The sequence below is a fragment of the Stenotrophomonas sp. TWI809 genome (assembly GCF_039673205.1).
Lineage (GTDB): Bacteria > Pseudomonadota > Gammaproteobacteria > Xanthomonadales > Xanthomonadaceae > Stenotrophomonas.
Genome location: NZ_JBDJLE010000001.1, coordinates 166,880 through 191,911 on the forward strand (window position 1 = coordinate 166,880; position 25,032 = coordinate 191,911).

General features: G+C 67.1%; 21 protein-coding genes and 1 pseudogene. 19 read left to right on the forward strand and 3 right to left on the reverse strand.

Annotated elements, in window-relative coordinates:
- Positions 1 to 15: 15 nt before the first annotated feature.
- From cheY to ABE472_RS00840, 19 genes and pseudogenes are all read left to right on the forward strand, one after another.
- Positions 16 to 408 carry a chemotaxis response regulator CheY gene (gene cheY, locus ABE472_RS00750; RefSeq protein ID WP_019182908.1) on the forward strand — a complete coding sequence of 131 codons (393 nt, stop codon included), beginning with the start codon at positions 16 to 18 and terminating at the stop codon, positions 406 to 408.
- Positions 408 to 1,022 carry a protein phosphatase CheZ gene (locus tag ABE472_RS00755; RefSeq protein WP_346465046.1) on the forward strand — a complete coding sequence of 205 codons (615 nt, stop codon included), beginning with the start codon at positions 408 to 410 and terminating at the stop codon, positions 1,020 to 1,022. The genes cheY and ABE472_RS00755 overlap by 1 nt, the downstream gene beginning before the upstream one ends.
- Positions 1,023 to 1,027: 5 nt before the next feature.
- The gene (locus ABE472_RS00760) at positions 1,028 to 2,854 is read left to right on the forward strand and encodes a chemotaxis protein CheA (RefSeq protein WP_346465048.1); all 1,827 of its coding nucleotides are present in this window, start codon (positions 1,028 to 1,030) and stop codon (positions 2,852 to 2,854) included.
- A gap of 113 nt (positions 2,855 to 2,967) precedes the next feature.
- Positions 2,968 to 3,708, forward strand: coding sequence for a flagellar motor protein (locus tag ABE472_RS00765; RefSeq protein ID WP_121036725.1), 741 nt, complete (start codon positions 2,968 to 2,970; stop codon positions 3,706 to 3,708).
- Between the two features lies 1 nt (position 3,709).
- Positions 3,710 to 4,555 (forward strand): annotated as a pseudogene (gene motD / locus ABE472_RS00770) (flagellar motor protein MotD); the annotation flags it as partial.
- Positions 4,556 to 4,716: 161 nt separating this feature from the next.
- The gene (locus tag ABE472_RS00775) at positions 4,717 to 5,499 is read left to right on the forward strand and encodes a ParA family protein (protein WP_346465051.1); all 783 of its coding nucleotides are present in this window, start codon (positions 4,717 to 4,719) and stop codon (positions 5,497 to 5,499) included.
- Positions 5,496 to 6,668 (forward strand): chemotaxis protein CheW, encoded by a 1,173-nt coding sequence (locus tag ABE472_RS00780; RefSeq protein WP_346465053.1) that lies wholly within the window; start codon positions 5,496 to 5,498, stop codon positions 6,666 to 6,668. The genes ABE472_RS00775 and ABE472_RS00780 overlap by 4 nt, the downstream gene beginning before the upstream one ends.
- A gap of 70 nt (positions 6,669 to 6,738) precedes the next feature.
- Positions 6,739 to 7,047 (forward strand): STAS domain-containing protein, encoded by a 309-nt coding sequence (locus ABE472_RS00785; protein WP_313211878.1) that lies wholly within the window; start codon positions 6,739 to 6,741, stop codon positions 7,045 to 7,047.
- Positions 7,044 to 7,409 carry a response regulator gene (locus tag ABE472_RS00790; protein WP_088435039.1) on the forward strand — a complete coding sequence of 122 codons (366 nt, stop codon included), beginning with the start codon at positions 7,044 to 7,046 and terminating at the stop codon, positions 7,407 to 7,409. The genes ABE472_RS00785 and ABE472_RS00790 overlap by 4 nt, the downstream gene beginning before the upstream one ends.
- Positions 7,410 to 7,454: 45 nt before the next feature.
- Entirely contained in the window at positions 7,455 to 9,431 is a 1,977-nt protein-coding gene (locus ABE472_RS00795) for a chemotaxis protein CheA (RefSeq protein ID WP_313211879.1), read from the forward strand.
- A gap of 387 nt (positions 9,432 to 9,818) precedes the next feature.
- Positions 9,819 to 12,062: a methyl-accepting chemotaxis protein gene (locus tag ABE472_RS00800; protein ID WP_346465055.1), complete on the forward strand. Its 2,244-nt coding sequence runs from the start codon at positions 9,819 to 9,821 to the stop codon at positions 12,060 to 12,062.
- Between the two features lie 183 nt (positions 12,063 to 12,245).
- Complete coding sequence (locus ABE472_RS00805) at positions 12,246 to 13,025, forward strand: flagellar regulator YcgR PilZN domain-containing protein (RefSeq protein ID WP_346465056.1); 780 nt, start codon at positions 12,246 to 12,248, stop codon at positions 13,023 to 13,025.
- 159 nt (positions 13,026 to 13,184) lie between these two features.
- Entirely contained in the window at positions 13,185 to 13,676 is a 492-nt protein-coding gene (locus ABE472_RS00810; RefSeq protein ID WP_346465058.1) for a chemotaxis protein CheW, read from the forward strand.
- Positions 13,677 to 13,849: 173 nt separating this feature from the next.
- Positions 13,850 to 14,233 carry a hypothetical protein gene (locus tag ABE472_RS00815; protein WP_088435034.1) on the forward strand — a complete coding sequence of 128 codons (384 nt, stop codon included), beginning with the start codon at positions 13,850 to 13,852 and terminating at the stop codon, positions 14,231 to 14,233.
- Between the two features lie 96 nt (positions 14,234 to 14,329).
- Positions 14,330 to 16,690, forward strand: a complete 2,361-nt coding sequence (locus tag ABE472_RS00820) for a methyl-accepting chemotaxis protein (RefSeq protein ID WP_346465059.1) — start codon at positions 14,330 to 14,332, stop codon at positions 16,688 to 16,690.
- 180 nt (positions 16,691 to 16,870) lie between these two features.
- Complete coding sequence (locus tag ABE472_RS00825) at positions 16,871 to 19,153, forward strand: methyl-accepting chemotaxis protein (protein WP_346465061.1); 2,283 nt, start codon at positions 16,871 to 16,873, stop codon at positions 19,151 to 19,153.
- 53 nt (positions 19,154 to 19,206) lie between these two features.
- Entirely contained in the window at positions 19,207 to 20,067 is an 861-nt protein-coding gene (locus ABE472_RS00830) for a CheR family methyltransferase (RefSeq protein WP_313212465.1), read from the forward strand.
- Complete coding sequence (cheD, locus tag ABE472_RS00835; RefSeq protein ID WP_121036713.1) at positions 20,064 to 20,660, forward strand: chemoreceptor glutamine deamidase CheD; 597 nt, start codon at positions 20,064 to 20,066, stop codon at positions 20,658 to 20,660. Before ABE472_RS00830 ends, cheD begins: the two co-directional genes overlap by 4 nt.
- Positions 20,657 to 21,727: a chemotaxis response regulator protein-glutamate methylesterase gene (locus ABE472_RS00840; protein WP_346462221.1), complete on the forward strand. Its 1,071-nt coding sequence runs from the start codon at positions 20,657 to 20,659 to the stop codon at positions 21,725 to 21,727. Before cheD ends, ABE472_RS00840 begins: the two co-directional genes overlap by 4 nt.
- A 21-nt stretch (positions 21,728 to 21,748) precedes the next feature.
- Here the strand turns inward: ABE472_RS00840 and ABE472_RS00845 are convergent, their stop codons facing one another.
- Genes ABE472_RS00845 through ABE472_RS00855 form a run of 3 tightly spaced genes read right to left on the reverse strand, consistent with a single transcriptional unit; the run spans position 21,749 to position 24,977 of the window.
- Positions 21,749 to 22,636 carry an amidohydrolase family protein gene (locus ABE472_RS00845; protein WP_346465062.1) on the reverse strand — a complete coding sequence of 296 codons (888 nt, stop codon included), beginning with the start codon at positions 22,634 to 22,636 and terminating at the stop codon, positions 21,749 to 21,751.
- Positions 22,636 to 23,658, reverse strand: a complete 1,023-nt coding sequence (locus ABE472_RS00850; protein ID WP_346465064.1) for an amidohydrolase family protein — start codon at positions 23,656 to 23,658, stop codon at positions 22,636 to 22,638. Before ABE472_RS00850 ends, ABE472_RS00845 begins: the two co-directional genes overlap by 1 nt.
- Before the next feature lie 23 nt (positions 23,659 to 23,681).
- Positions 23,682 to 24,977, reverse strand: a complete 1,296-nt coding sequence (locus ABE472_RS00855) for a carbohydrate porin (protein ID WP_313218243.1) — start codon at positions 24,975 to 24,977, stop codon at positions 23,682 to 23,684.
- Between the last annotated feature and the right edge of the window lie 55 nt (positions 24,978 to 25,032).

Sequence of the window (25,032 nt, forward strand, 5' to 3'; positions counted from 1 at the left end):
ATCGAGGAAAGTGCTTTGAACAAGAACATGCGTATCCTGATCGTCGACGACTTCTCGACCATGCGTCGTATCGTCAAGAACCTGCTGGGCGATCTGGGCTTCACCAACACGGCCGAAGCCGAGGACGGGCATGCGGCGCTGGCGATGTTGCAGAGCCAGCCGTTCGATTTCGTGGTCACCGACTGGAACATGCCGGTGATGACCGGCATCGACCTGCTCAAGGCGGTGCGTGCCGACGCCAAACTCAAGACGCTGCCGGTGCTGATGGTGACCGCCGAAGCCAAGCGCGAGCAGATCATCGAAGCGGCCCAGGCCGGCGTGAACGGCTACATCATCAAGCCGTTCACCGCCCAGACCCTGGAAGAAAAGCTCGGCAAGATCTTCGAACGCCTGGCGGCGAGCGCCTGATGGACACCCTGAGCGACAAATCCGCGCTGGTGCAGCGCCTGCAGGACGCCCTGGCCGCGCTGGAAAGCGGTGACGAAGCCGGTTGGCGCCGGGAAATCGACGCCCTCGCCGCGCTGCGCACGCAGCCGATGATGGCCGGCCTGAACCGCCTGGCCCGCGAGCTTGGCCAGGCCCTGGGCGAACTGCCCAGCCTGCCCAGCGAAGCCGGCGAGCTGGATGATGCCTGCGCGCGCCTGGACCACGTGGTGGCGATGACCGAACAGGCCACCCACCGCACCCTGGACCTGGCCGAGGAATGTCGCTCGCTCACCGAACAGCTGCGCGCCAACGGGCTGACGCCCGATCAGGGCCAGCAGCTGGACCGGATCCGCCACAACCTCACCGAAATCGCGCTGACCCAGAGCTACCAGGACCTGACCGGGCAGATCATCCGCCGCGTGGTCGGGATCGTGCGTCGCGTGCATGAGGGCTTCGGTGCGCTGGGCCTGCCCCCGCAGGAAGATGAGAAGAAGCGCGACACCAACGGCCTGGCCGGCCCGGCCGTGAACGGCCTGGATCGCCATGCGGTGTCACAGAACGACGCCGACGACCTGCTCTCGGACCTGGGACTGTAACGCTCATGAGTGCTGTGCCAGACGATATCGCTGCCGACTTCATCCTCGAGGCCCAGGAAATCCTGGATCGCCTCGGCGAACAGCTGGTGTCGCTGGAGCAGGCGCCCCAGGATGCCGACCAGCTCAACGCCGTGTTCCGTGGCTTCCACACGCTCAAGGGCGGTGCCGGCTTCCTCGGCATCCAGGCGATGGTCGAGCTGTGCCACGCGGCCGAGGAAACCCTCGGCATGGCCCGCTCCGGCCAGGCCACGCTGCAGGCTCACCACTTCGATGCAGCCCAGCAATCGCTGGATTACCTGCAGTCGATGCTGGATTCGGTCTCGGCCGGAACCGAGCCCGGCTATGCCCCGCCGGAGCTGATCGCCCAGTTCGACGTCAACGGGCCGGCCTCGCCGGCGCCTGCGGCCACCGCCACGGCCAGCAGCGGCGGCGGCGAGATGATCACCGATGATGAGTTCGAGGCGCTGCTCGACCAGTTGCACGGCGGCGCCGCACCGACCGCCATCGCGGCCCCGAAAAGAGATGACGGCCTGATCGGCGAGGACGAGTTCGAAGCCCTGCTGGACCAGCTGCACGGTGGCGCCGTTCCTGGTGCCAAGGCCATTGCCGCCGCGCCGGTGGCTGCACCGCGCGCCGTGGCTGCGCCGGCCGCCCCGAGCGCCAAGCCGGCCCCGGCCAAGCCGCTCGCCGAAGCCGAACACACCGTGCGCGTGGATACCAAGCGCCTGGATGCGATCGTCAACCTGATCGGCGAGCTGGTGCTCTCGCGCAACCGGCTCAAGACTCTGCGTGCGCGCCTGCACGATGAAGAACTGGACCGCGCGGTCTCCACGCTGGACATCGCCACCGCACGCCTGCAGTCGGCGGTCATGCGCACCCGCATGCAGCCGGTCGGCAAGGTGTTCTCGCGCTTCCCCAAGGTGGCACGCGATGTCGCGCGGTCGCTGAAGAAGGAGGTCGAGCTTGAGCTGATCGGCGCGGAAACCGAGCTGGACCGCAACCTGGTCGAAGCGCTGGCCGATCCGCTGGTCCATCTGGTCCGCAACGCGATCGACCACGGCGTGGAAATGCCGGACCTGCGCGAGGCCCAGGGCAAGCCACGCAGTGGCCACGTGCGCCTGTCGGCCCAGCAGGAAGGCGACTACGTCAGCATCGAAGTGCAGGACGACGGCGCGGGTATCGACCCGGAACGCCTGCGTCAGAAAGCACGCGAGAAGGGCTTGATCGATCCGGAGGCCGCCGCCCGCCTGAGCAGCGAGGAATGCCTGCACCTGGTGTTCCTGCCCGGCTTCTCGACCAAGCAGCAGGTCACCGACATCTCCGGCCGCGGCGTGGGCATGGACGTGGTCCAGTCCCGCATCCGCGAGCTCAGCGGCCAGATCCAGATCCAGTCCGAGCTGGGCCGCGGCAGCCGCTTCATGATCCGCGTGCCGCTGACCCTGGCGATCCTGCCGACCCTGCTGGTGCAGGCCGGCGAAGACGTCTACGCCCTGCCCCTGGCCCGCGTGATGGAGGTGCTGCACGCCCCCAACACGTCCCTGGGCTGGTTCGACGGCCGCGCCGTGCTGGACCGCAAATCGCACACGCTGGCCCTGGTGGATCTGCGTCACTGGCTGGATGTGGAGCCGATGCCGTCCTCACTGCTGACCATCGTGGTGCTGCAGGCCGGTGAAGCCCGCTTCGGCCTCGTGGTCGACCAGGTCCGCGGCCGCGAGGAAGTGGTGATCAAGCCGCTGCCCAAGGCCCTGCGCGGCCTGCGCGGCTACGCCGGTGCCACCCTGATCGGCGACGGCCGCATGTCGCTGATCCTCGACGTAGACGGCCTCCGCTGACGCCGGTAGAGCCGACCGTTGGTCGGCTGCTTTACCCCCAAAAACTGTGACCGCCGCCCCACCGGATTCCTTCGGCATCTCAAGTCCCATTCACACAAGCCGATAACGGACCCATGGACAGACTCAGCCTCATTGGACTTTTCCTCGCGTTGGCCTCACTGGTCGGCGGCAGCATCCTCAAGGGGGCTGGTCTGGCGTCGCTGTGGTCGCCGGCCGCCTTCGTGATCGTCATCGTCGGCACCATCGCCTCGATCCTGCTGCACACCTCGCCGGCCGTGTTCAAGCACGCCTTCAAGATCGTGAAGTGGGTGATCCTGCCGCCGAGCAGCGACCGCCGCCACCTGATCCAGCAGATCGTGGAGTGGAGCAACATCGCCCGCCGCCAGGGCCTGCTCGGTCTGGAAGCGCAGGTCGACGCCCAGGACGATCCGTTCCTGCGCAAGGGGCTGCAGCTGCTGGTGGACGGCGTGGAGCCGGAAACCATCCGGCACATGATGGAGATCGAGCTGAGCAGCCAGGAGAGCCAGGACCTGGCCGCCTCCAAGGTGTTCGAGGGCATGGGCATCTATGCGCCGACGCTGGGCATCATCGGCGCGGTGCTCGGCCTGATCGCGGTGATGAAGAATCTTGCCGATCCGAGCAAGCTCGGCCACGGCATCGCGGCGGCGTTCACCGCCACCATCTACGGCATCGCCTCGGCCAACCTGCTGTTCCTGCCGGTCTCGGCCAAGCTCAAGAGCGTGATCCACCACAACAGCCGCGACCGCGAGATGATCATCGAGGGCCTGATCTCGATCGCCCAGGGTGAGAACCCGCGCAACATCGAAACCAACCTGTCCGGGTTCCTGCACTGACATGGCCCGCCGCAAGCACCACGAAGAACATGCCAACCATGAGGCCTGGGCGATCCCTTACGCCGACCTCATGACGCTGCTGCTCGCCTTCTTCGTGGTGATGTACGCCATCTCCTCGCTCAACGAGGGCAAGTACCGGATCATGGCTGACGCGCTGACCACCGCCTTTGGTGGCGCGCCGCGCACCATCAACCCGGTGCAGGTCGGCAACCAGCAGGTCCAGGGCGGCGGCTGGGACAGCCCCTCGGTGATCAGGGCCGGGACCAAGATCGGCCCCTCCGCCCCCGCCCCCAGCAACGATCCGACCCTGCTGCCGGCGATGGCCTCGCAGATGCGCATGCCGGTCTCGATCCGCAACCAGGCACAGCTCCAGAGAGCCGAGCGCCAGCTCAACGGCATCGCCGACAAGCTCACCGCCACGCTGGCGCCGCTGATCGAACGCGGCATGATCACCGTGCGCCGCACCGAGCTGTGGATCGAAGTGGAGATCAACAGCGACATCCTGTTCCCGACCGGCTCGGCCACGCTGGATGTGCACGCGCGCGACACCCTCTCCAAACTGGCCGAAGTGCTGCGCGATGCGCCCAATGGCGTGCGCGTGGAAGGCCACACCGACAACATCCCGATCGCCACCTCGCTGTTCCCCTCCAACTGGGAGCTGTCGGCCGGGCGTGCGGCCAGCGTGGTGCATCTGTTCGCTGATCAGGGCCTGCAGCCGGCACGGCTGGCGATGGTCGGCTACGGCCAGTTCCGCCCCCGCGAAGACAATGCCAGCGCCGAAGGCCGCAACCGCAACCGGCGGGTGATGGTGATCATCCTGGCCGACACCGCGCAGAGCATCGATCCGATCACCGACCGGCTCAGCGCCGATGCCGAGGCGGCCGATGCCACCCAGGCAACCGCCGCCGGCACCCCTGTTACCCCCATCGCACCGGTGCAGTTGCCACCGGTGCCGGCCGGCAGCCGCGTTGGCGCCGCCGTTCCGCCCGCAATGAAGGAGTGAACCGCATGCGTATCTGGGCTGTTGCCAATCAGAAGGGCGGCGTGGGCAAGACCACCACGACGCTTGCGCTCGGCCGCGGTCTGGCCACGCAGGGCCACCGCGTACTGTTGATCGATCTGGATCCGCATTCGTCGCTGACCCGCGCCTTCGGCGTGCCGCTGGATCCGCCGCCGCAGGGTGTGCTGGAACTGTTCGCCGCACCACCGGCCGAGCTCTCCACCCTCGCCCACCGCAGCGGCATCCCGGGCCTGGACTACGTCTGCGCGCAGGCCGCGCTGGCCACGCTGGAGCGCCGCAGCGCGAACCAGCCTGGCCTCGGCCTGGCCCTGCAGAATGCGTTGGGCCGCCATCAGGGCCAGCACGATTACATCCTGCTCGATTGCGCCCCCACCCTGGGCCTGTTGATGATCAACGCACTGGCTGCGGCCGACCGCCTGATCATCCCGACCCAGGCCGAGCCGCTGGCCCTGCACGGCCTGGATGGCATGGTCCGCACCGGCGAAATGGTCGAGCGCTCGCGCCGCCGCCCGCTGCCGATGTCGATCCTGCCGACCCTGTTCGACCGCCGCACCCGCGCCGGCAACGAAACCGTCAAGCTGATGCAGGACAAGCACGGCCACCGCGTCTGGGAAGACGCGATCCCGGTCGACACCCGCATCTGCAACGCCGCCAGCCTCACCGTGCCGCCGCAATCGGAGGATTACCCCGGGCGTGGCCTGGCCGCCTATCGCCGCGCCCTGGAATGGATCCTGGCCGATGACGCGCAGCAGATGGAGCGCGCGGCATGAACACCGCGGGGGTCCTCGACGACTACCTGGAGCAGCTGCTCGGCGACGCGATGCCGGCGCCGGCCGAGGCGCCGGTGTCCGTCGCGGGGGTCGAGGTTGATGCACTCGCCGCAGTCGACGCAGTCGAAGCAGTCGAAGCAGTCGAAGCAGTCCAAGCCGAGTCTGCCACCGGCAACGCGGGCGTCGCCGAACTAGCCCCGGCGGCTGAAGCGAGTGCCGTCGCGCCAGGCTTCGACGACCTGCTGGATGAACTGCGCAACGATCCGCTGCTGAGCGGCGCGATGACGCTCCCCACGGAGGTGCAGACGCTGGACGCCGCCCCTGTGAAGGCTGCCCTCGCGGCGCCTGCGCCAGGCTTCGACGACCTGCTCGATGAGCTGCGCAACGACCCCCTCCTCAGCGGCGCGATGCCCGCGCCCGTGGACGAATCCCGCCCAAGCTGGGACGACCTGCCAGCCGAGGTCGTCTACGAAACCGATTCCGTGGATGCAGGCACCGACGCGCCTGCGACGGCACCCTCGCCGGCGGTGGCGCCCGCCCCGGCACCGGTCGCCGCGCTGCCAACCGCCCGCGCACCGATCGCCCGGCCGATGCCTTCCATGACGCCGATGCCGCCGATGCCGGCCGCCACCAGCGTCCGCGCCGGTACCCCCTCACTGGCGCAGAGTCGCCCTGGCAGCTGGGAGGAACTACAACGCCAGGCACGCGACCCGGCCTCCAGCCCGCGCGAGAGCCGCCGCGCCAGCGAGCGCACCTCGCGCTGGCTGCGCCTGCGCTGCGGCGCCCAGGCCTACGCACTGGAGCTGCTCAAGGTCCAGGAAGTGGTCCTGCCGGTGCCGTTGCTGCCGCTGCGCGGCACCTCGCCGGCAATGCTGGGCATCATGAACCTGCGCGGCCAGGTGGTGCCGGTGATGGACCTGGGGATCCACCTGGGCAGCAGCGCGGCCGGCAACGACGCCAATACCCGCATCGTGGTGCTGGAAGAGAACGGCGAGACGATGGGGCTGCGCGTTTCGGCCGTGGAGGATGTCGCCAACCTCACCGATTCGCAGATCGAACCCCCCGATACCGCCCGCATCTGCCAGATCTCCAACGACCTCTTCCGCGGCGTGGCCCGCGGCGGCGCCCAGCCGATGATCCTGCTGGATGCAACCCAGCTGCTGAACTGACCGCCGCAACGGCTAAAGCTTCCCGGGTTATTGCCGTTATAGACCTCGGAACCGTTTGTCCGGAGCAATGATGAGCACTGTGGCCCTGGGTGATGATCTCGGTATCGAGACCAGCACCGAGCTGAAAACACGTTTGGCCCCCCTGGTGGATCAGGCCGGCGATCTGATGCTGGATGCCAGCCAGGTCGGCCGTATCCATACCGCCTCGGTGCAGGTGCTGTGCGCATTCGTCGAGGCCCGCCGCAAGGCCGGGCATCCCACCGGATTCCACGGTTGCACCGCAACCTTCCGTGATGCCGCGCGCCTGCTCGGCGTCACCCAGGCCCTCGGCCTGGATGCACCCCATGACAACCTGAAATCTGTGGAGAACGCTGCATGAGCGCACGTATCTTGGTGGTGGACGATTCGGCGTCGATGCGCCAGATGGTCTCTTTCGCCCTCACCTCGGCCGGCTTTTCCGTCGAGGAAGCCGAAGACGGCGCGGTCGCCCTCGGTCGTGCCAAGGGCCAACGCTTCAACGCGGTGGTCACCGACGTCAACATGCCCAACATGGATGGCATCGCGCTGATCCGTGAGCTGCGCCAGCTGCCGGACTACAAGTTCACCCCGATGCTGATGCTGACCACCGAATCGGCCGCGGACAAGAAGTCCGAAGGCAAGGCCGCCGGCGCGACCGGCTGGCTGGTCAAGCCGTTCAACCCGGAACAGCTGGTCGCCACCGTCCAGAAAGTCCTGGGCTGATCCCGCTTCACCCTTCCCTCCCCTCGCAACTGGACACCCCGCACCATGAGCATGGATCTGCAACGTTTCCACGCCACCTTCTTCGAAGAAAGCCGCGAGGGGCTGGATGCGATGGAAGCTGGCCTGCTGGCGCTCGAATCGGGGCAGCAGGACCCGGAGATCATCAACTCGGTGTTCCGCGCCGCGCACTCGATCAAGGGCGGCGCCGGCACCTTCGGCTTCGATGCGATCGCCGCGCTGACCCACGTGCTGGAAACGCTGCTGGACGAACTGCGCGCCGGCAAGCGGGCGCTGGAGCCGGCCGCGGTTGATGCGATGCTGGCGTCGGTGGACGTGCTGCGCGCGCTGCTGCGCGAAGCCGAACACGGCCAGGCTGCAGATCCGCAGGCGGTCGCCGAGGTCAAGGCGCGCCTGGAAGCGGTGCTGTCCGGCCACGCCGCCGCGGCGGCACCGGTCGCGGCCGCCAAGGTCGATGACACCCCGGAGGCGTGGCAGATCGGTTTCGTGCCGGCGCCATCGCTGTTCATGAGCGGCAACGACCCACTGCGCATCATCCGCGAGCTCGAGCACCTGGGCTCGCTGCAGGTCGCCGCACGTCTGGATCGCCTGCCCGGTTTCGACCAGCTTGATCCGCTCGAAGCTCACCTTGCATGGGACCTCGGCCTGGTCGGCAAGGTACCGCGCAGCAAGATCGAAGATACCTTCGCCTGGGTCGTGGACGACTGCGAACTGGACATCCGTCCGGCCGCACCGCCGAGCCTGGCCACCAGCGCGCCGGTCGAGGCCAAACCCGCCGTCGTCGCCCCTGCGGCACCGGCGGCGGCCGCACCGCCCGCCGCCGCCGCTCATGAAGCCGAGACCTCGATCCGCGTCAGCGTGGACAAAGTCGATGCGCTGATCAATCTGGTCGGCGAACTGGTCATCACCCAGGCCATGCTCAAGCAGGTCTCGCACGCGCTGGATCCGGCGCAGGCCGAGCAGCTGCTGACCGGCCTGGATCTGCTGGAACGCAATACCCGCGATCTGCAGGAAGCGGTCATCGGCGTGCGCATGCTGCCGGTGGACGCGGTGTTCCGCCGCTTCCCGCGCCTGGTCCGCGATCTGTCCTCGCGCCTGGGCAAGCACGTGCGCCTGCGCACCATCGGCGAAGGCACCGAACTGGACAAGGGCCTGATCGAGAAGATCGCCGATCCGCTCGTGCACCTGGTCCGCAACTCGATCGACCATGGTCTGGAAATGCCGGACGTGCGTCGCGAGGCGGGCAAGGACGAAACCGGTACGATCACCTTGGCGGCCTCGCACCAGGGCGGCCACATCGTGATCGAAGTCAGCGATGACGGCCGCGGCCTGAACCGCGACAAGATCCTGTCCAAAGCGCTCGAACGCGGCCTGAGCGTGCCGGACAACCCCACCGACGCGCAGGTCTGGGATCTCATCTTCCAGCCCGGCTTCTCCACCGCCGATGCCGTCACGGATCTGTCCGGTCGTGGCGTCGGCATGGATGTGGTCCGCCGCAACATCCAGGCGCTGGGTGGCGAAGTACAGCTGGAAAGCCAGGCCGGCAACGGCACCCGCGTGCTGATCCGCCTGCCGCTGACGTTGGCGATCCTGGATGGCATGACCGTTTCGGTCGCCGGCGAAACGTTGATCCTGCCCCTGGCCTATGTGCTCGAAGCCCTGCAGCCGCAGGCCGACGATGTGCGCACCATGGCTGGCGAAGGCCGGGTGCTGCGGGTGCGCGGCGAGTATCTGCCGATCCTCTCGCTCAGCGAGTACTACGGCTACGGTGGCCGTGCCATGGACGATCCGCTGGTGGTGGTCGTTGAAGGCGATGGCCAGAAGATCGCGCTGGAAGTGGACGAACTGGTCGGCCAGCAGCAGGTCGTGGTCAAGAACATCGAGAACAACTACCGGCGGATCAGCGGCGTGTCCGGTGCAACCATCCTGGGCGATGGCCGGGTCGCGTTGATCGTGGACATCGGCGGCCTCGTGCGTTCGCTCAAGGTGCCGCAGGCCGCATAACGCCGCTGCCATCGCGTTGGTCCCGACGCCGCCGCTCCCCCGGGAGCGGCGGCGTTCGTTCGTGGGCGCGCGGTCCCATGCGCATGGGCCGGAAAGTGTGAACTTCATCCACCGCCTCGCCCTCGTGGTTGCCCTGCCAACCGTTCGCCACGGTATGGCCCATCTTCCCGCAACCCTTGCAACAGCAACCATCGGCGACCGATGAACCGCAGCTGCGCTCGTGAAAAAAATGTGACGTCGCACTATCAAGTTGCAACGGATCGACGCCGCTATCCGAAGTAGCGACCACGGCAACCGGCTCGCGCCTGCGCTCCACCCTCTCCTACCCCGCTGATTCCGCCCAGCACCCCACGGCTGTGCGCCACTGCCCTGCCCGGAGTTTCAACCATGAAGTGGTTCCACGACCTGCCCATCGCCCGCAAGCTGGCGGTAGGGTTCACCCTCACCACGTTGATGACGCTGGCCCTGGGCAGCTTCGCCCTGGTCCGCCTGGGCGAGGCCAACGCACAGCTGCGCGCGATGAGTACCAACGACATTCCCTCGGTGCAGCACCTGGGCGAAGTTCGCGCGCAGCTCGGCGAGTTCCGCACCTACGAAATGGCGCAGCTGACCGTGCTCGACAAACCCGAGTCGGTTGCCGACTACGACAAGCGCATGGCCGACACCGGCAAGGTCGTCAACGTCGAGCTGGCCGCGTATGCCGCCCTGCCGGCCGGCGACAAGGAACGCCAGTTGTATGACGTGGTCGCCGCGCGCACCGCCGATTACTTCAAGGCCAACGGCCTGATAAAGGAAGCGATCGCCGCCGGCGACGGCGTCACCGCCCAGCAGATTTCCGATGAGCAGTCCCGCCCGGCACGCCGCGCCCTGTTCGCCGCGCTCAAGGAGCTGGGGGAGTTCAGCAATGGCGTGATGGCCAGCCGCATCGAGACGGCCAACGCTACCCACCAGAACAGCGTCTACGCGATCATCGGCTGCATCGTGCTGCTGTCGCTGCTGGCCGCCGTGATGGGCGTGGTCATCTCGCGCGCCATCACCCGCCCGCTGGGCCAGGCCGTGCACGCCATCCAGTCGGTCGCCCGTGGTGACCTGTCGGTCAACATCCAGGCCACCAGCAAGGATGAAGCCGGCAAGATGCTGACCGCCACCCGCGACATGACCGTGATGCTGCGCCGCTTCTCCGAGCAGACCCAGCAGATGGTCGACATGCACGCCGGCCCGGACATCAGCCACCGCATCCCGGAAGATTTCCCCGGCGTGTACGGCCAGCTGGCCGTCGGCATCAATACGGTGATCTTCGAGCACCTGGATGCGATCAAGGACGCGATCAACGTCCTCAACCAGTACGCCGCCGGCGACCTTTCGCCCAATGCCCGCCGCCTGCCCGGCAGCCGCGCGATCCTGCACGAATCAATGGATGCGGCCAAAGCCAGCCTGCTGGCGATCAATACCCAGATCCAGGCGCTCGCCCAAGCGGCCGCGGCCGGTGACTTCACCCAGCGTGGCGATGCGACGCGCTTCGACCACGACTTCCGGGTCATGATCGAGCACCTCAACACCATGATGCAGGTCGCCGATGGCAACCTGTCCCAGCTGTCGCACCTGCTGCAGTCGATCGCCAACGGCGACCTGACCGCCCGCATGCAGGGTGAGTTCCACGGGGTGTTCGCCTCGATGCGCGACGATGCCAACACCACGGTCGCCCAGCTGACCCGGATCGTCGGCCGCATCCAGCAGGCCTCTTCCAGCATCAGCACCGCAGCTGGCGAGATCGCCTCGGGCAACAATGACCTGTCGCGCCGTACCGAGCAGCAGGCCGCCAACCTGGAAGAAACCGCCGCGTCGATGGAGGAACTGACCTCCACCGTGCGCCAGAATGCCGAACACGCCCGTCAGGCGAACCAGCTTGCGATCGGCGCGCATTCGGTCGCCTCGCAGGGCGGTGACGTCGTGGGCCGCGTGGTCAGCACCATGCACGAGATCGACGCCTCCTCGCGCCGCATCGCCGACATCATCACCGTGATCGACGGCATCGCCTTCCAGACCAACATCCTGGCATTGAACGCCGCGGTGGAAGCGGCCCGTGCCGGCGAGCAGGGCCGTGGTTTCGCCGTGGTCGCCTCCGAAGTGCGCACCCTGGCCCAGCGTTCGGCCGGTGCGGCCAAGGAGATCAAGGGCCTGATCGACGAATCGGTCGGCAAGGTTGCCGAAGGCTCGCAGCTGGTCAACCAGGCCGGCGCGACCATGGGCGAAATCGTGGCCTCGGTGCAGCGCGTGACCGACATCATGGCCGAGATTTCCGCGGCCTCGCAGGAACAGTCGGCCGGCATCGAGCAGGTCAACCAGACCGTAGTGCAGATGGATGAGACCACCCAGCAGAACGCCGCGCTGGTGGAAGAAGCCACTGCCGCCGCCCGTGCCATGGAAGAACAGGCCGGTCACCTGACCGACGCTGTCGCACTGTTCAAGCTGGACAGCCACGCGCACGCGGCACCGGCCACCGTGGTCCATGCACCGGCCGCGCCACGAGCCGTCGCAGCGGCCAAGCCGCGCAGCGTCGTTGCCGCACCGCGCCGGGTCAGCCCCCGCGAACCGGCCCTGGCCAACGACACCGAGTGGCAGGAGTTCTGATCGCGCCTGCCACGTGATCACGCGCCCTTCGACACCCCGCTCCGGCGGGGTGTCGTCGTTTCGGCAGGGCCATCGCGGATCGCCGCGCTGCAATTGCCCCTACATAAATGTGAACTACTGCCGATAAACGGACAGAGCCCCGGCATCTACGCCTGCCGGCACCCGCCCAACCCAGCAGATTCCATGTCCGAAGGCAGCCTCGACGCACACGACCGCCCCCATGGCATCCACGACGATGCCACGGATGACAGGTACCTGGTCCGCAACCCCCGCCAGATCCGGCAGTTGCTGCAGGCGCTGATCGACCAGCGTTCGTTGATCAACGCCCATCTCGGCGGCCGTGACCAGTCCTTCCCCACGGCCGTCCTGGAGCTGGACGAAGACGACGACTGGCTGCTGCTCGACGGCAGCCCGTCCGAGCCCTCCAACCGCGCCGCCGAAGAAGCCGGCCACCTGCTCTGCTTCGCCCAGCTGGACCGGGTGATGGTCCGGTTCCGCCTGGACGGGCTGGAGCGCGTGCGCAACGAAGGCCATGTCGCCTTCCGCGTGCCGTTCCCGCAGGAACTGGTGCACCTGCAGCGTCGTGAACTGTACCGGCTGGAAACGCCGATCACCGATTCCCCCCACCTGCAGTTCCCGGTCAACGAAGACCGCAGCGAAGCGCTCCAGCTGCGCGTGGTCGACATCAGCGGCGGTGGCCTGGCCGTCACGGTGCCGGTGGACTGCAACGTGTTCTCCCTGCAGAAACGCTACGCCGCCCGGCTCGACCTCCCCGACGGCAGCCCGCTGCACGTCTCGCTGATCGTCTGCAACCAGTTGGCGCTCAAACTGCCCAACGGGGCGGAGATGAAGCGGATCGGCATGCGCTTCGACGACCTCCCGCGCGGCGGCGACAGCGCGATCCAGCGCTACATCTTCCGTATCGACCGGCAGCGGAGTGCGCGGAAGAACGGGGAGAGTTGATCGCTGCTTCAACGGCATGGCGTCGCCGCATCCCTGCGGCTCATGGTCCCGACTGAAGGCAGGGTTTGGGTGGGTGGAAGCTAAAGTCGCCCCCGAGCAGGCCGATATCCAGCGTGACCCCCGGTTATTCGACCGCCACGCCCGACCCAGGACCCCTCGATGAACGACAAGAACACCAACGCCGCCAGCGACGGCGGCGAATACCTCAGCTTCACTCTCGGCGCCGAGCACTACGGCGTGGACATCCTCAAAGTCCAGGAAATCCGCGGCTACGACTCCGTCACCCGCGTCCCCGATGCCCCGGATTACATCAAAGGCGTCATCAACCTGCGTGGCACCATCGTCCCCGTCATCGACCTGCGCCTCAAACTGCGCCTGGAAAATGCCACCTACGACGCCTTCACCGTCATGATCGTCCTCAACGTCGAAGACCGCGTCGTCGGCATCGTCGTTGACAGCGTCTCCGACGTCATCCCGTTGGCTGCCGACCAGATCCGCCCGACGCCCGAGTTCGGCGCCGCCGTCGATACCCGCTTCATCTCCGGCATCGGCACCCAGGACGATCGCATGCTGATCCTGCTGGATATCGAAACCCTGCTCGACAGCGCCGACATGGGCCAGGCAGCGGTCATCGACGACGTCGCCGCCTGAGACATCCGTCACAGAAAAACGGCCGTCACGCCGCTGTCGCCACCGGCAGCGGCCACCGTCGAAAAAATTGCTTCAGTTCCCCGCTGACCGGCCGATAGCTGGTTTCAGAACCCGGCTGCACTGGATCGCCCATGGCCGGGCCACCTTGCCCATATCCCCGGAGAATTTTCCCGATGAAGTCCCTGCTTGCCCTGTTCTCGGTCGCCGTGATCGCCTCTTCCGCCTCTACTGCATTCGCCCAGTCCGGTGAAATGATTCCGCCGGAAATGGCCCCGCGCTCGGTCGGCAAGGACGGCATGGTCTGCGGCAAGGTCGAGAAGGCCCGCTACGCCGAAGGCTCTGAAGGTCAGCCGACCTTCCTGTACATGGGCGGCGCGTTCCCGCGCCACACCTTCTCGGCCCGCATCGCCGGCGCCAACCGCGACAAGTTCAGCTTCCCGCTGGAATCGCTGGAAGGCAAGACCGTCTGCGTGATCGGCAAGATCGCCCGCGATGCATCGCGCGCTGAAATCGAAGTCAGCTCGCCGGCCGGCCTCAAGCTCGCCAACATCAAGTAATTGCCCGTACGCCCTGCCACGCCGGCCCAGGCCGGCGTGGTCGCTGCAACCGGCCCCGACGGCCGGACGCGTTTGCCACTGGAGACCGCACCTGCCATGCCGTGGATCAACAACCTCAAACTGATGCCCAAGTTGATGCTGACTTTCGGCGTCCTCCTGCTGGTGATGCTGCTGCAGGGCATCGTGGCCTATCGTGGCCTGCACTCACTCAACAACGTCACCACTGAACTGGCTGGCCCCCGGATGGACAGCATCCGCATGGCCGGCGAACTGCGTGGCATGGTCGGCGAGTACCGCAACTCCGCTTACCAGGGCCTCATCCGCGCCAGCGATGACGTCAAGGCCGAAGCCAAGTCCCGCGCGGCGGAGCTTCGCACCCAGATCGACGCCTCGATCAAAAAATACCCCGCGCTGATCGACAATCCCCAGCAGAAGAAGCTGTTTGACACCTTCGCCAAGGATTGGACCGACTCGCTGGCGTCCTACGACGCCGTCACCGAAATGCTCGAGCTGGACCTGCCCGACGATGCCGTGGACACCTTCGTTGGTGAAACCCGCGCCAAGCATCGCAAGGCCTCGGCCGCGCTCGAAGCCCTGATCGCCGAAGACAACCGTCTCTCGCGCGCCTCGCGCGAAGAAGCCGAATCCACCTACGCCGCCTCGGCCATGCTGACCGTCATCACCCTGCTCGGCGGCGCCGCCCTGGGCCTGGTGCTGGTGTATCTGTTTGCCCGTTCGCTGGTGGGCAGCATGCGCGGCGCTGTCTCGGTCGCCAACGATGTCGCCAGCGGCAAGCTGGACGGCCATATCGACGTCAGCCGCAAGGATGAAGTCGGCGATCTGCTGCAGGCGATGCAGCGCATGCAGCGCGACCTGCGCGAGCGCACCGAAACCGACCAGGCCATCGCCCGCGAGAACCTGCGCATCCGTACCGCGCTGGATTACAGCTCCACCGGCGTCTACCTGACCGATGCCCACCACACCATCGTCTACAGCAACCGCGCCCTGCAGCAGACCCTGAGCCAGTACGAAGCCGACATCCGCAAGGACCTGCCGGACTTCGACGCCGCCGCTTCGCTGATCGGCAAGTCGGCCGCCGCGCTGGAACATGGCAGCGAAATCGATCCCAAGACCCTGGCCCAGCTGCAGCAGCATGGCGTCAGCCGCCGCCCGATGCAGTTCGGCCAGGCCCAGTTCGCCCAGGTGATCTCCTCCATCGCCAACGAGCAGGGCGAGACCGTCGGCCACGTCATCGAATGGCGCGACCGTACCCCTGAAGCCCTGGTGGAAGCCGAAGTTGCCCGCGTGATCGCCCAGGCAGCGGCCGGCGACCTCTCCGGCCGCATCGACAGCGACGGCAAGGAAGGCTTCTTCCTGCAGCTGGCCCAGCAGCTCAACGGTCTGCTGGATGCCAACTCGGCCAGTATCGAACAGGTCTCCAACCTGCTCGCCTCGCTCTCGCAGGGCGACCTGACGGTGCGCATGCACGGCGACTTCCAGGGCGTGTTCGCCCGGATGCGCGACGACGCCAACGCCACCGCCGAACAGCTCAGCGGCATCGTCACCCGGATCAAGCACTCCAGCCAGCAGATCAACTCGGCCGCCAGCGAGATCGCCACCGGCAACAGCGACCTGTCGCGCCGCACCGAGCAGCAGGCCGCCAATCTGGAAGAAACCGCCGCATCGATGGAGGAGCTGACCTCCACGGTGCGCCAGAACGCCGAGCACGCCCGCCAGGCCAACCAGCTCGCCATCGGCGCACACAGCGTCGCCTCCCAGGGCGGTGATGTGGTCGGCCAGGTGGTGACCACCATGAGTGCGATCCAGACATCGTCCAAGAAGATCGCCGAGATCATCTCGGTCATCGATGGCATCGCTTTCCAGACCAACATCCTGGCGCTGAACGCCGCGGTGGAAGCTGCGCGAGCCGGCGAGCAGGGGCGTGGTTTTGCGGTCGTCGCCTCGGAAGTGCGCACCCTGGCCCAGCGTTCGGCCGGTGCGGCCAAGGAGATCAAGGGCCTGATCGACGACTCCGTCGGCAAGGTCAACGATGGCTCGGCCCTGGTGCAGAAGGCCGGCGCCACCATGGGCGAAATCGTCGCCTCGGTGCAGCGCGTGACCGACATCATGGCCGAGATTTCCGCGGCCTCGCAGGAACAGTCGGCCGGCATCGAGCAGGTCAACCAGACCGTCGTGCAGATGGATGAGACCACCCAGCAGAACGCCGCGCTGGTGGAAGAAGCCACCGCCGCTGCCCGTGCCATGGAAGAACAGGCCGGTCACCTGACCGATGCGGTGTCCATCTTCAAGCTCGACGAGCAGGAGATCGCCCCGGCGCCGGTCGTGGCCGCACCGCCGCGCGCCGTGCGTGCACCGCTGGCGCAGGCCGCGGTACGTCGCCCGGCCTCGCGCCCGGTGGCCACCGAACTGGCCGACGGCGACTGGCAGGAGTTCTAAGCCCCGCCACGCACCACGCGGAAAGGCCCCGATGCATGCGCATCGGGGCCTTTTTTCTGCGCGTTCCACTGCGGCGCCGCCCGCAACCTGAATACGCTCAGTCGAGCGGACTCAATCGTGGCGACCTTCGGCCGATAACAGCATTGCCGCGACATGTCTGTCGATCAAAGACCCCTGCCCATGAATCTACTCAGCCGCTGGAACCAGTCCTTCTCCAACCTGTCCGTCAGGCGCAAGCTCAACCTGCTGACCGCACTCATCGCCGTCGGCGTGATCGCGCTGGCGATCATTGCTGCCCGCATGCAGTACCTGGACCTTGCCAAAACCCGCAAGGAAGCGCTGAAGACCCAGGTTGAACTCAGCTACGGCATCCTGGCGCACTACACCCGACTGGCCAGTTCCGGTGAGCTGACCGAAGAGGCTGCCAAGGCAGCGGCGTTGCAGGCGCTGGACGTGATGCGTGCCGACAATGACAGCGCGTACTACAACGTCCTCGGCACCGACTACACCCTGTTGATGCACCCCTTCGCGCGTGACCGCGTGGGCAAGGTGCAGAAGGACTACACCTCCAAGGACGGCGTGCCGATCTATCTGCAGCAGGTCGACATGGCCAGGACCGGCGGCGGCTACACGTATTACAAGACCACCAAGCCCGGCAATGACGACCTGATCGAGAAGGTCACCTACGCCGGCATGTACGCCCCGTGGCAGTGGGTCATCACCAGCGGCGTGTATATGGACGACGTGCAGCAGCAGGCACTGGTGTTCACCGCGATCATGGCGGCGACCGGCGGCGGCGTGGTGCTGATCGTGCTGGCGCTGAGCTGGCTGATCGGCAACCGCATCACCCTGCCCCTGCGCCAGGCCACCCATGTGGCCGAGAGCATCGCCCGCGGCAAGCTGGACAGCCGCATCGGCGAACAGGCCCATGACGAACCCGGCCGCCTGCTGGAGAGCATGGCGCGCATGCAGGAACAGCTGCACGCGGTGATCAGCGGCCAGCGCGAGATGGCCAGCCGCCACGACGCCGGCAACACCGGCTACCGGATGGATGAAACCGCCTTCCCCGGCGAGTACGGCCTGATGGTGCACGAGACCAACAGCCTGGTCGGCGCGCACGTGCAGACCATGGACGAGGTGCTGGCGGTGGTGCAGCGTTACGCACAGGGCGACCTCAGCGCCGATATCGCGCGCTACCCGGGCGAAAAGGCCGCCATCACCGGCACCGTCGATGCGGTCAAGCAGAACCTGGGCAGCATCAATGGCGAGATCCAGCGCCTGGCTGCGGCCGCCGCCGCCGGCGATTTCAGCCAGCGGGGCGACACCGCCCGCTTCGATCACGATTTCCGCCGGATGATCGGTCACCTCAACGCGATGATGCAGGTCAGCGATGAGAACCTGGGCAAGCTCTCGCAGCTCCTGTCGGCCATTGCCGAGGGCGATCTGACCGCGCGCATGCACGGCGATTTCCAGGGCGTCTTCGCCACCATGCGCGACGATGCCAACGCCACCGTCGCGCAGCTGACCCAGATCGTCGGCCAGATCCAGGAGGCCGCCAGCAGCATCAACCTGGCCGCCGGTGAAATCGCCACCGGCAACAGCGACCTCTCGCGCCGCACCGAGCAGCAGGCCGCCAACCTGGAAGAGACCGCCGCCTCGATGGAGGAACTCACCTCCACGGTGCGCCAGAATGCAGAACATGCCCGTCAGGCCAACCAGCTGGCGATCGGCGCACACACGGTGGCCTCCCAGGGCGGCAATGTCGTCGGCGAAGTGGTGACCACCATGGCCGCGATCCAGACCTCCTCGAAGAAGATCGCCGAGATCATCTCGGTCATCGACGGCATCGCCTTCCAGACCAATATCCTGGCGCTGAACGCCGCGGTGGAAGCCGCCCGTGCCGGCGAGCAGGGCCGCGGCTTTGCGGTGGTCGCCTCCGAAGTGCGGACGCTGGCCCAGCGTTCGGCCGGCGCGGCCAAGGAGATCAAGGGCCTGATCGACGACTCCGTCGGCAAGGTCGCCGAGGGCTCCCAGCTGGTCAACCAGGCCGGTGCCACCATGGGCGAGATCGTGGCCTCGGTGCAGCGCGTGACCGACATCATGGCCGAGATCTCCGCCGCCTCGCAGGAGCAGTCCGCCGGCATCGACCAGGTCAACCAGACCGTGGTGCAGATGGACGAGACCACTCAGCAGAACGCCGCCCTGGTGGAAGAAGCCACGGCCGCCGCCCGTGCGATGGAAGAACAGGCCACCCAGTTGGCCGATGCGGTGGCGATCTTCCGCCTCGACAACCAGGTCGCCCAGGCGGTCAGTGCCGTGACAGCCCGTGCGGTTGCCGAGCTGGCCCCGATGCGCCGCCCCAGCCGCCCGGCACCGCCGGCATCCCCTGCCCCGCGTGCCACCGCCCCGGTGCGCACCCCGCGCAGCACGTCGGCCGATGACGGCAACTGGCAAGCGTTCTGAGTTCCCGCGGCGATCCCACGATCGCCGCGCCCCCTTCCCCTGCGAGTCCGCCCGTGTCCACGCCCCCAGCCAACGCCGCTTCACCGAACGCTCGCGAATTCGAGTTCGCCGACCGTGACTTCCGCCGCGTCTGCGAGCTGATCTACCAGCGCGTCGGCATCTCGCTGGCCCCGGCCAAGCGCGACATGGTCTATGGACGGCTGTCGCGGCGGCTGCGTGCGCTCGGCATGCGCAGCTTCAGCGACTACCTGGACCAGCTCGAAGCCCACGGCGGTGACGAATGGCAGGCGTTCACCAACGCCCTGACCACCAACCTCACCGCGTTCTTCCGCGAACCTCACCACTTCGAGAAGCTCGCCGAGGAACTGCGCCTTCGCGCCGGCCATGGCACGCTGCAGCTGTGGTCGTGCGCGGCCTCGACCGGCGAAGAACCCTACTCGATGGCGATCACGGCCTGCGAGACCTTCGGCACGCTCAAACCGCCGGTGCGCATCCTGGCGACCGACGTGGACACCCAGGTGCTGGCCACCGCCAGCCGCGGCGTGTACGCGATCGACCGGGTCGCCGGACTGGATCCGGCGATCCGCAAGCGCTACTTCCAGCGCGGTACCGGCCCCAACGAAGGGCATTGCCGGGTCAATCCAGCCCTGCGTGACCTCATCGACTACCGTCCGCTCAACCTGCTCGCCAGCCGTTACGACGTCGGTGGCCCGTTCGATGCCCTGTTCTGCCGCAACGTGATGATCTATTTCGACAAACCGACCCAGCGCGGGATCCTCTCGCGTCTCATCCAGCACATGGGCGATGACGGCCTGCTCTATACCGGCCACTCGGAGAACTACTTGCACGCCGCCGACCTGATCCAACCCTGCGGCCGCACGCTGTACAAGCGCGCGCCGGGAGCACCGGTATGAGTCTGCCGATCCGTAACGACGAGGTGATGCGCTATTTCGACAGCCGCTTCCAGGTGACCGCCGCCAAGCTGCTGCCGACCCAGTACCTCGCCGTGGATGACAACACCGCACTGACCACCACGCTGGGCTCCTGCGTGGCCGCCTGCCTGCGCGATCCGGTGCTCAAGATCGGTGGCATGAACCATTTCCTGCTGCCCGAAGGCAACGTCGGTGATGGCGCGCCCGCGCGCTACGGCAGCTACGCGATGGAACTGCTGATCAACGATCTGCTCAAGCGCGGCGCGCACCGCAAGCGGCTGGAGGCCAAGGTGTTCGGCGGGGCCAACGTGCTCAAGGGCTTCACCAGCAACCCGGTTGGCACCCGCAACGCCGAGTTCGTGCGCCAGTACCTGCAGGCCGAGCACATTCCGATCATCGCCGAGGACCTGTGCGGCATCCATCCACGCAAGGTGTGGTTCTTCGCCGATACCGGCCGCGTGGTGGTGCAGCGCCTGCCGCACGCCCATGAAGCTGAAGTGGCCGCGACCGAATCGGCCGTGCGCGCCCGCCTGTCCAAGGCCCCGGTCACCGGTGGCGTGGAGCTGTTCGAATGACCCACGGCGTGCCCTGCAAAGTCCTGATCGTCGACGACTCGGCGGTCGTCCGCCAGATGCTGAGCGAGATCCTCGCCAGCGATCCCGGCATCGAGGTCGTCGGCACCGCTGCCGATCCCCTGCTGGCGCGCGAGAAGATCAAGCGCCTGGCGCCGGACGTGATCACGCTGGACGTGGAAATGCCACGGATGGATGGCCTGGCCTTCCTGGAAAACCTGATGCGCCTGCATCCGCTGCCGGTGGTGATGATCTCCTCGCTCACCGAGCGCGGTGCCGACACCACCCTGCAGGCGCTGGCGCTGGGCGCGGTGGACTTTGTCTCCAAGCCGAAGCTGGATGTCGCCCGTGGCCTGCAGGGCTACGCCGACGAGATCATCGCCAAGGTCAAGATGGCCGCGCGCTCGCGCGTGCGCCCGCTGTCCCGGCCCAATCCCCCGCGGATCACCCTGGGTGCCGTGGCGCCGGTGGCGACACCGCGCTCCATCCAGTTCCGCACCACCGACCGCCTGATCGCCATCGGCGCCTCCGCCGGGGGCACCGAAGCCCTGCGCGTGGTGCTCGAAGGCCTGCCGGCCGATGCCCCGGCCGTGGTGATGACCCAGCACCTGCCGGCGCAGTTCAGCACCCCGTTCGCCGAGCGCCTGGACCGCCATTCGGCAATGTCGGTGCGCGAAGCCACCGACGGCGAAGCGGTCCTGCCCGGCCATGCCTACCTGCCGCCCGGTGGCAAGCACCTGCGCGTGATCCGGGACGGTGCGCGCTGGCGGTGCCGGATCGACGACGGTCCGCCGATCAACCGGCACAAGCCGGCGGTGGACGTGCTGTTCCGCTCGGTGGCCGAAAGCGCGGGCGCCAATGCCATCGGCGCGATCCTGACCGGTATGGGCGACGATGGTGCGCGCGGCTTGCTGGATCTTCGCAACGCCGGTGCCCCGACCCTGGTGCAGGATGAAGCCACCAGCGTGGTCTGGGGCATGCCGGGCAGCGCGGTGAGGATCGGCGCGGCCGAGGAAATGGTGCCGCTGGAGCGGATTGCGGAGCGGTTGATGGCGTTGGCCCGCAGCTAGCGGCGGCGGGCCGGTCGACACCTACGCCCAGTACAGCCGCATCGGGTTGTCCACCAGCAGCCTGCGCTGCAGATCCGCGGTCACTGCGATACGCGGAATGACGTCCACCAGCGTACCGTCGTCGGGCATGTGCGAGCTCAGATTGGGGTGCGGCCAGTCCGTGCCCCACAAGACCCGGTCCGGGAATCTCTCCACCAGGTGGCGCGCGAACGGCACCACGTCGTCGTAATGCGGCGGCCCACTGCGCGAGAGGCGCTCCGGGCAGCTGACCTTGCTCCACACATTGGCGTGCTCATCCATCAGCCGCACGAACTGCTGGAACGCCGGACCTTCCACGGGCTGGGTCACGTCCGGTCGACCCATGTGGTCCACCACCACGGTGGTCGGCAGTGAGGTGAAAAAGTCCCAGCGCTCGGCCAGATCGGCCGCCTCGAAGTAGACCACCACGTGCCAGCCCAGCGGCGCAATGCGCTCGATGATCGCGCGGTAGTACCCATCCGGCTTGGGATCGACCAGCCGCTTCACGAAATTGAAGCGGACCCCGCGCACGCCCGCCGCGTGCAGCTCACGCAGTTCAGCATCGGTCACGCTGTCACGCACGGTCGCCACGCCACGGGCGCGGCCGCCCGCACTGCGCAGGGCATCGACCAGGGCGCTGTTGTCGGCGCCATGGCAGGTGGCCTGGACGATCACGCTGCGCTCGAATCCCAGCAGGTCACGCAGCGCGAACAGCTGTTCCTTGCCGGCGTCGCATGGGGTGTACTTGCGCTCGGGTGCGTAGGGGAAGCGGTCGCCCGGCCCGAAGACATGGCAATGCGCGTCCACGGCGCCCATGGGCGGCACGAAGCGCGGCACGCTCGGTGCGGGGCAGAAATCCAGCCAATCGGCGTCTTTCACGAAATCACTCATCACAGGCCCCTCGCCTTCAGCTGCGCATCCAGAAGCGGATAGACCCGCCGCGCGTTGCCTTCGCACACCTTGCGGCGATCGCTCTCGGACAGGCCCAGCGCGTTCACATACCGCAGCGTGTCGTCGAAGAACTGCCCCGTTTCCGGATCGATGCCGCGGACCGCGCCGACCATTTCCGAACCGAACAGGATGTTGTCGATGTCGATGACCTTGAAAAGAAGATCAATGCCCGGTTGATGATAGACGCAGGTATCGAAGAACACGTTCTTCATGACGTGCTCGTTCAGCGGCGGCTTGCCCAGCATGTCGGCCAGGCCACGGAAACGCCCCCAGTGATAGGGAACCGCACCGCCGCCGTGCGGAATGATGAAACGCAACGCAGGGAAGTCACGGAACAGGTCGCCCTGCAGGAACTGCATGAACGCGGTGGTATCGGCGTTGAGGTAGTGCGCGCCGGTGGCATGGAAGTTGGCGTTGCAGCTGCCCGAGACATGCACCATCGCCGGAACGTCCAGTTCCACCATCTTCTCGAAGAACGGATACCAGGCCTTGTCGGTGAGCGGCAGGCCGGTCCAGTGGCCGCCGGACGGGTCCGGGTTGAGGTTGCAGCCCACGAAGCCGAGCTCGTTGACGCAGCGCTCCAGCTCGGCGATCGAATGGGCGATCGGCACGCCCGGCGACTGCGGCAGCTGGCACACGCCGATGAAGGTCTCCGGATACAGCGCCACCACGCGGGCGATCAGGTCGTTGCAGCGGCGTGTCCATTCCGCGCTGACCCGTTCGTCGCCGATGTGATGGGCCATGGTGCTGGCACGCGGGGAGAAGATGGTCATGTCGGCACCACGCTCGCGCAGCAGGCGCAACTGGTTGGCCTCCACGCTCTCGCGCAACTCCGCATCGCTGATCTCCGGGTAGACCGGCGCCGGCAGCGAGGGGTCGTGGTAATGCGCGATCTGCTGTTTGCGGAAGGCGTCGTGGCTGGCGGGGGCGGTCGTGTAATGACCGTGGCAATCGATGATCATGCAGGGGCCTCGTGGGGGATCAATCACCAGCCGAACAGCTGGGCGAAGTGGATGTCCATGCGCAGCCCGACAATCAGCGCATCGGGAATGTCGGTGGTACGGGTAGGCGCGTAGAGGGGATCGGGGTTGATGACGTACTGCAGGTTGGGCATCAGGCGGATGCCCTTGTGCACGGCCCAGCCATAGCTGAGCTCGGCGATGATCTCGTCCGCATGCGGCGCACCGTTGCCGCCATTGCGGGTACGCCGGTCGCGCAGGAAGTCGATCTGTTCGTCACTGAAGTGGGTGTTGGAGACAAACATCGCCAACGTGTCCTGCTCGCGGCCGGCGAAGGTGCCGGTCTTGACGAAGCCGGCCGAGACGAAGGTGTCGACCGGCGCTTCGTTGCCCGTGTTCACGTACGCGCGCGCAAACAGCGCGAGGTTGCGCTTGCCTGTACCCCGCCAGACCGTCTGATCGGCCATGGCATACCCGCCCGACCGCGCACCGTCCTGCACCGCGGTCGGCCTGCCGGTCAGCGCTGCGGAGGTGCCGTTGGCATCGTAGTAGGAGCTCTTGCCACCATCGCTGTTGCGGTACATGCCCAGCCGAAAGGTCCGCGGCAGACGGTCATTGGCGAAGCTGGTCTGGTAGCCGACTTCATACGCGGTGATGGTCCCGGTACCCTCGCCCACCGAGAAGTCCAGGCCGTTCTTGCCGGCCTTGTTCAAGGCGTTGTTGTAGTCGAAGGCACCGGCCTGCGCATACCAGCGGTCATTCACGTCGTAGCGCACGATCCCGGCCCAGGACGCGTTCGGGTAGGCAGTGATGCCCAGATCGGTGATCGCCCCATACGGGGTCAGGCACATCGCGTTGCTCATGAACACGCAGTTGAGCGCGGAGCTGTTGAAGTAGCTGTTCACCGGGGCACGACCGGCAATGATGCTCAGGCCGTTGTCGAAGCGGTGGCGCAGGGTCAGCCGGGTCAGGCGCCCGCCGGCCACCGGCCGCCAGGTCTGCTGGGCACTGATCGAATTGCCGATTTTCTCGCGCGCCAGGTTGCGGCCGGCGAACCAGGCCCACTGCGCATCGACGTCGGTGTTGTGGATACCCCACAGCGTGTCCAGATCAAACCTGGACTGGGCCATCACCCAGTACGAGCCTTCGGTGCCCTGCTCGACACCACCGACCGGATTGGAGGCGACGTTGCCGACCAGGTCCAACGTGAGATCGACGCCATCGGGCAGACTGCCCTTGGGTGAAGCGGACGCGGCGAACGCCGGCGCCGCCAGGCTGGCAGCCACCAGCAGGCAAAGGGTATTGCGGGGAAAACGGGACACAAGCGCCTCCTGTGCGCGGCCGCAGCCGCGCAACGGATGGATGTCGGGAGGCCGC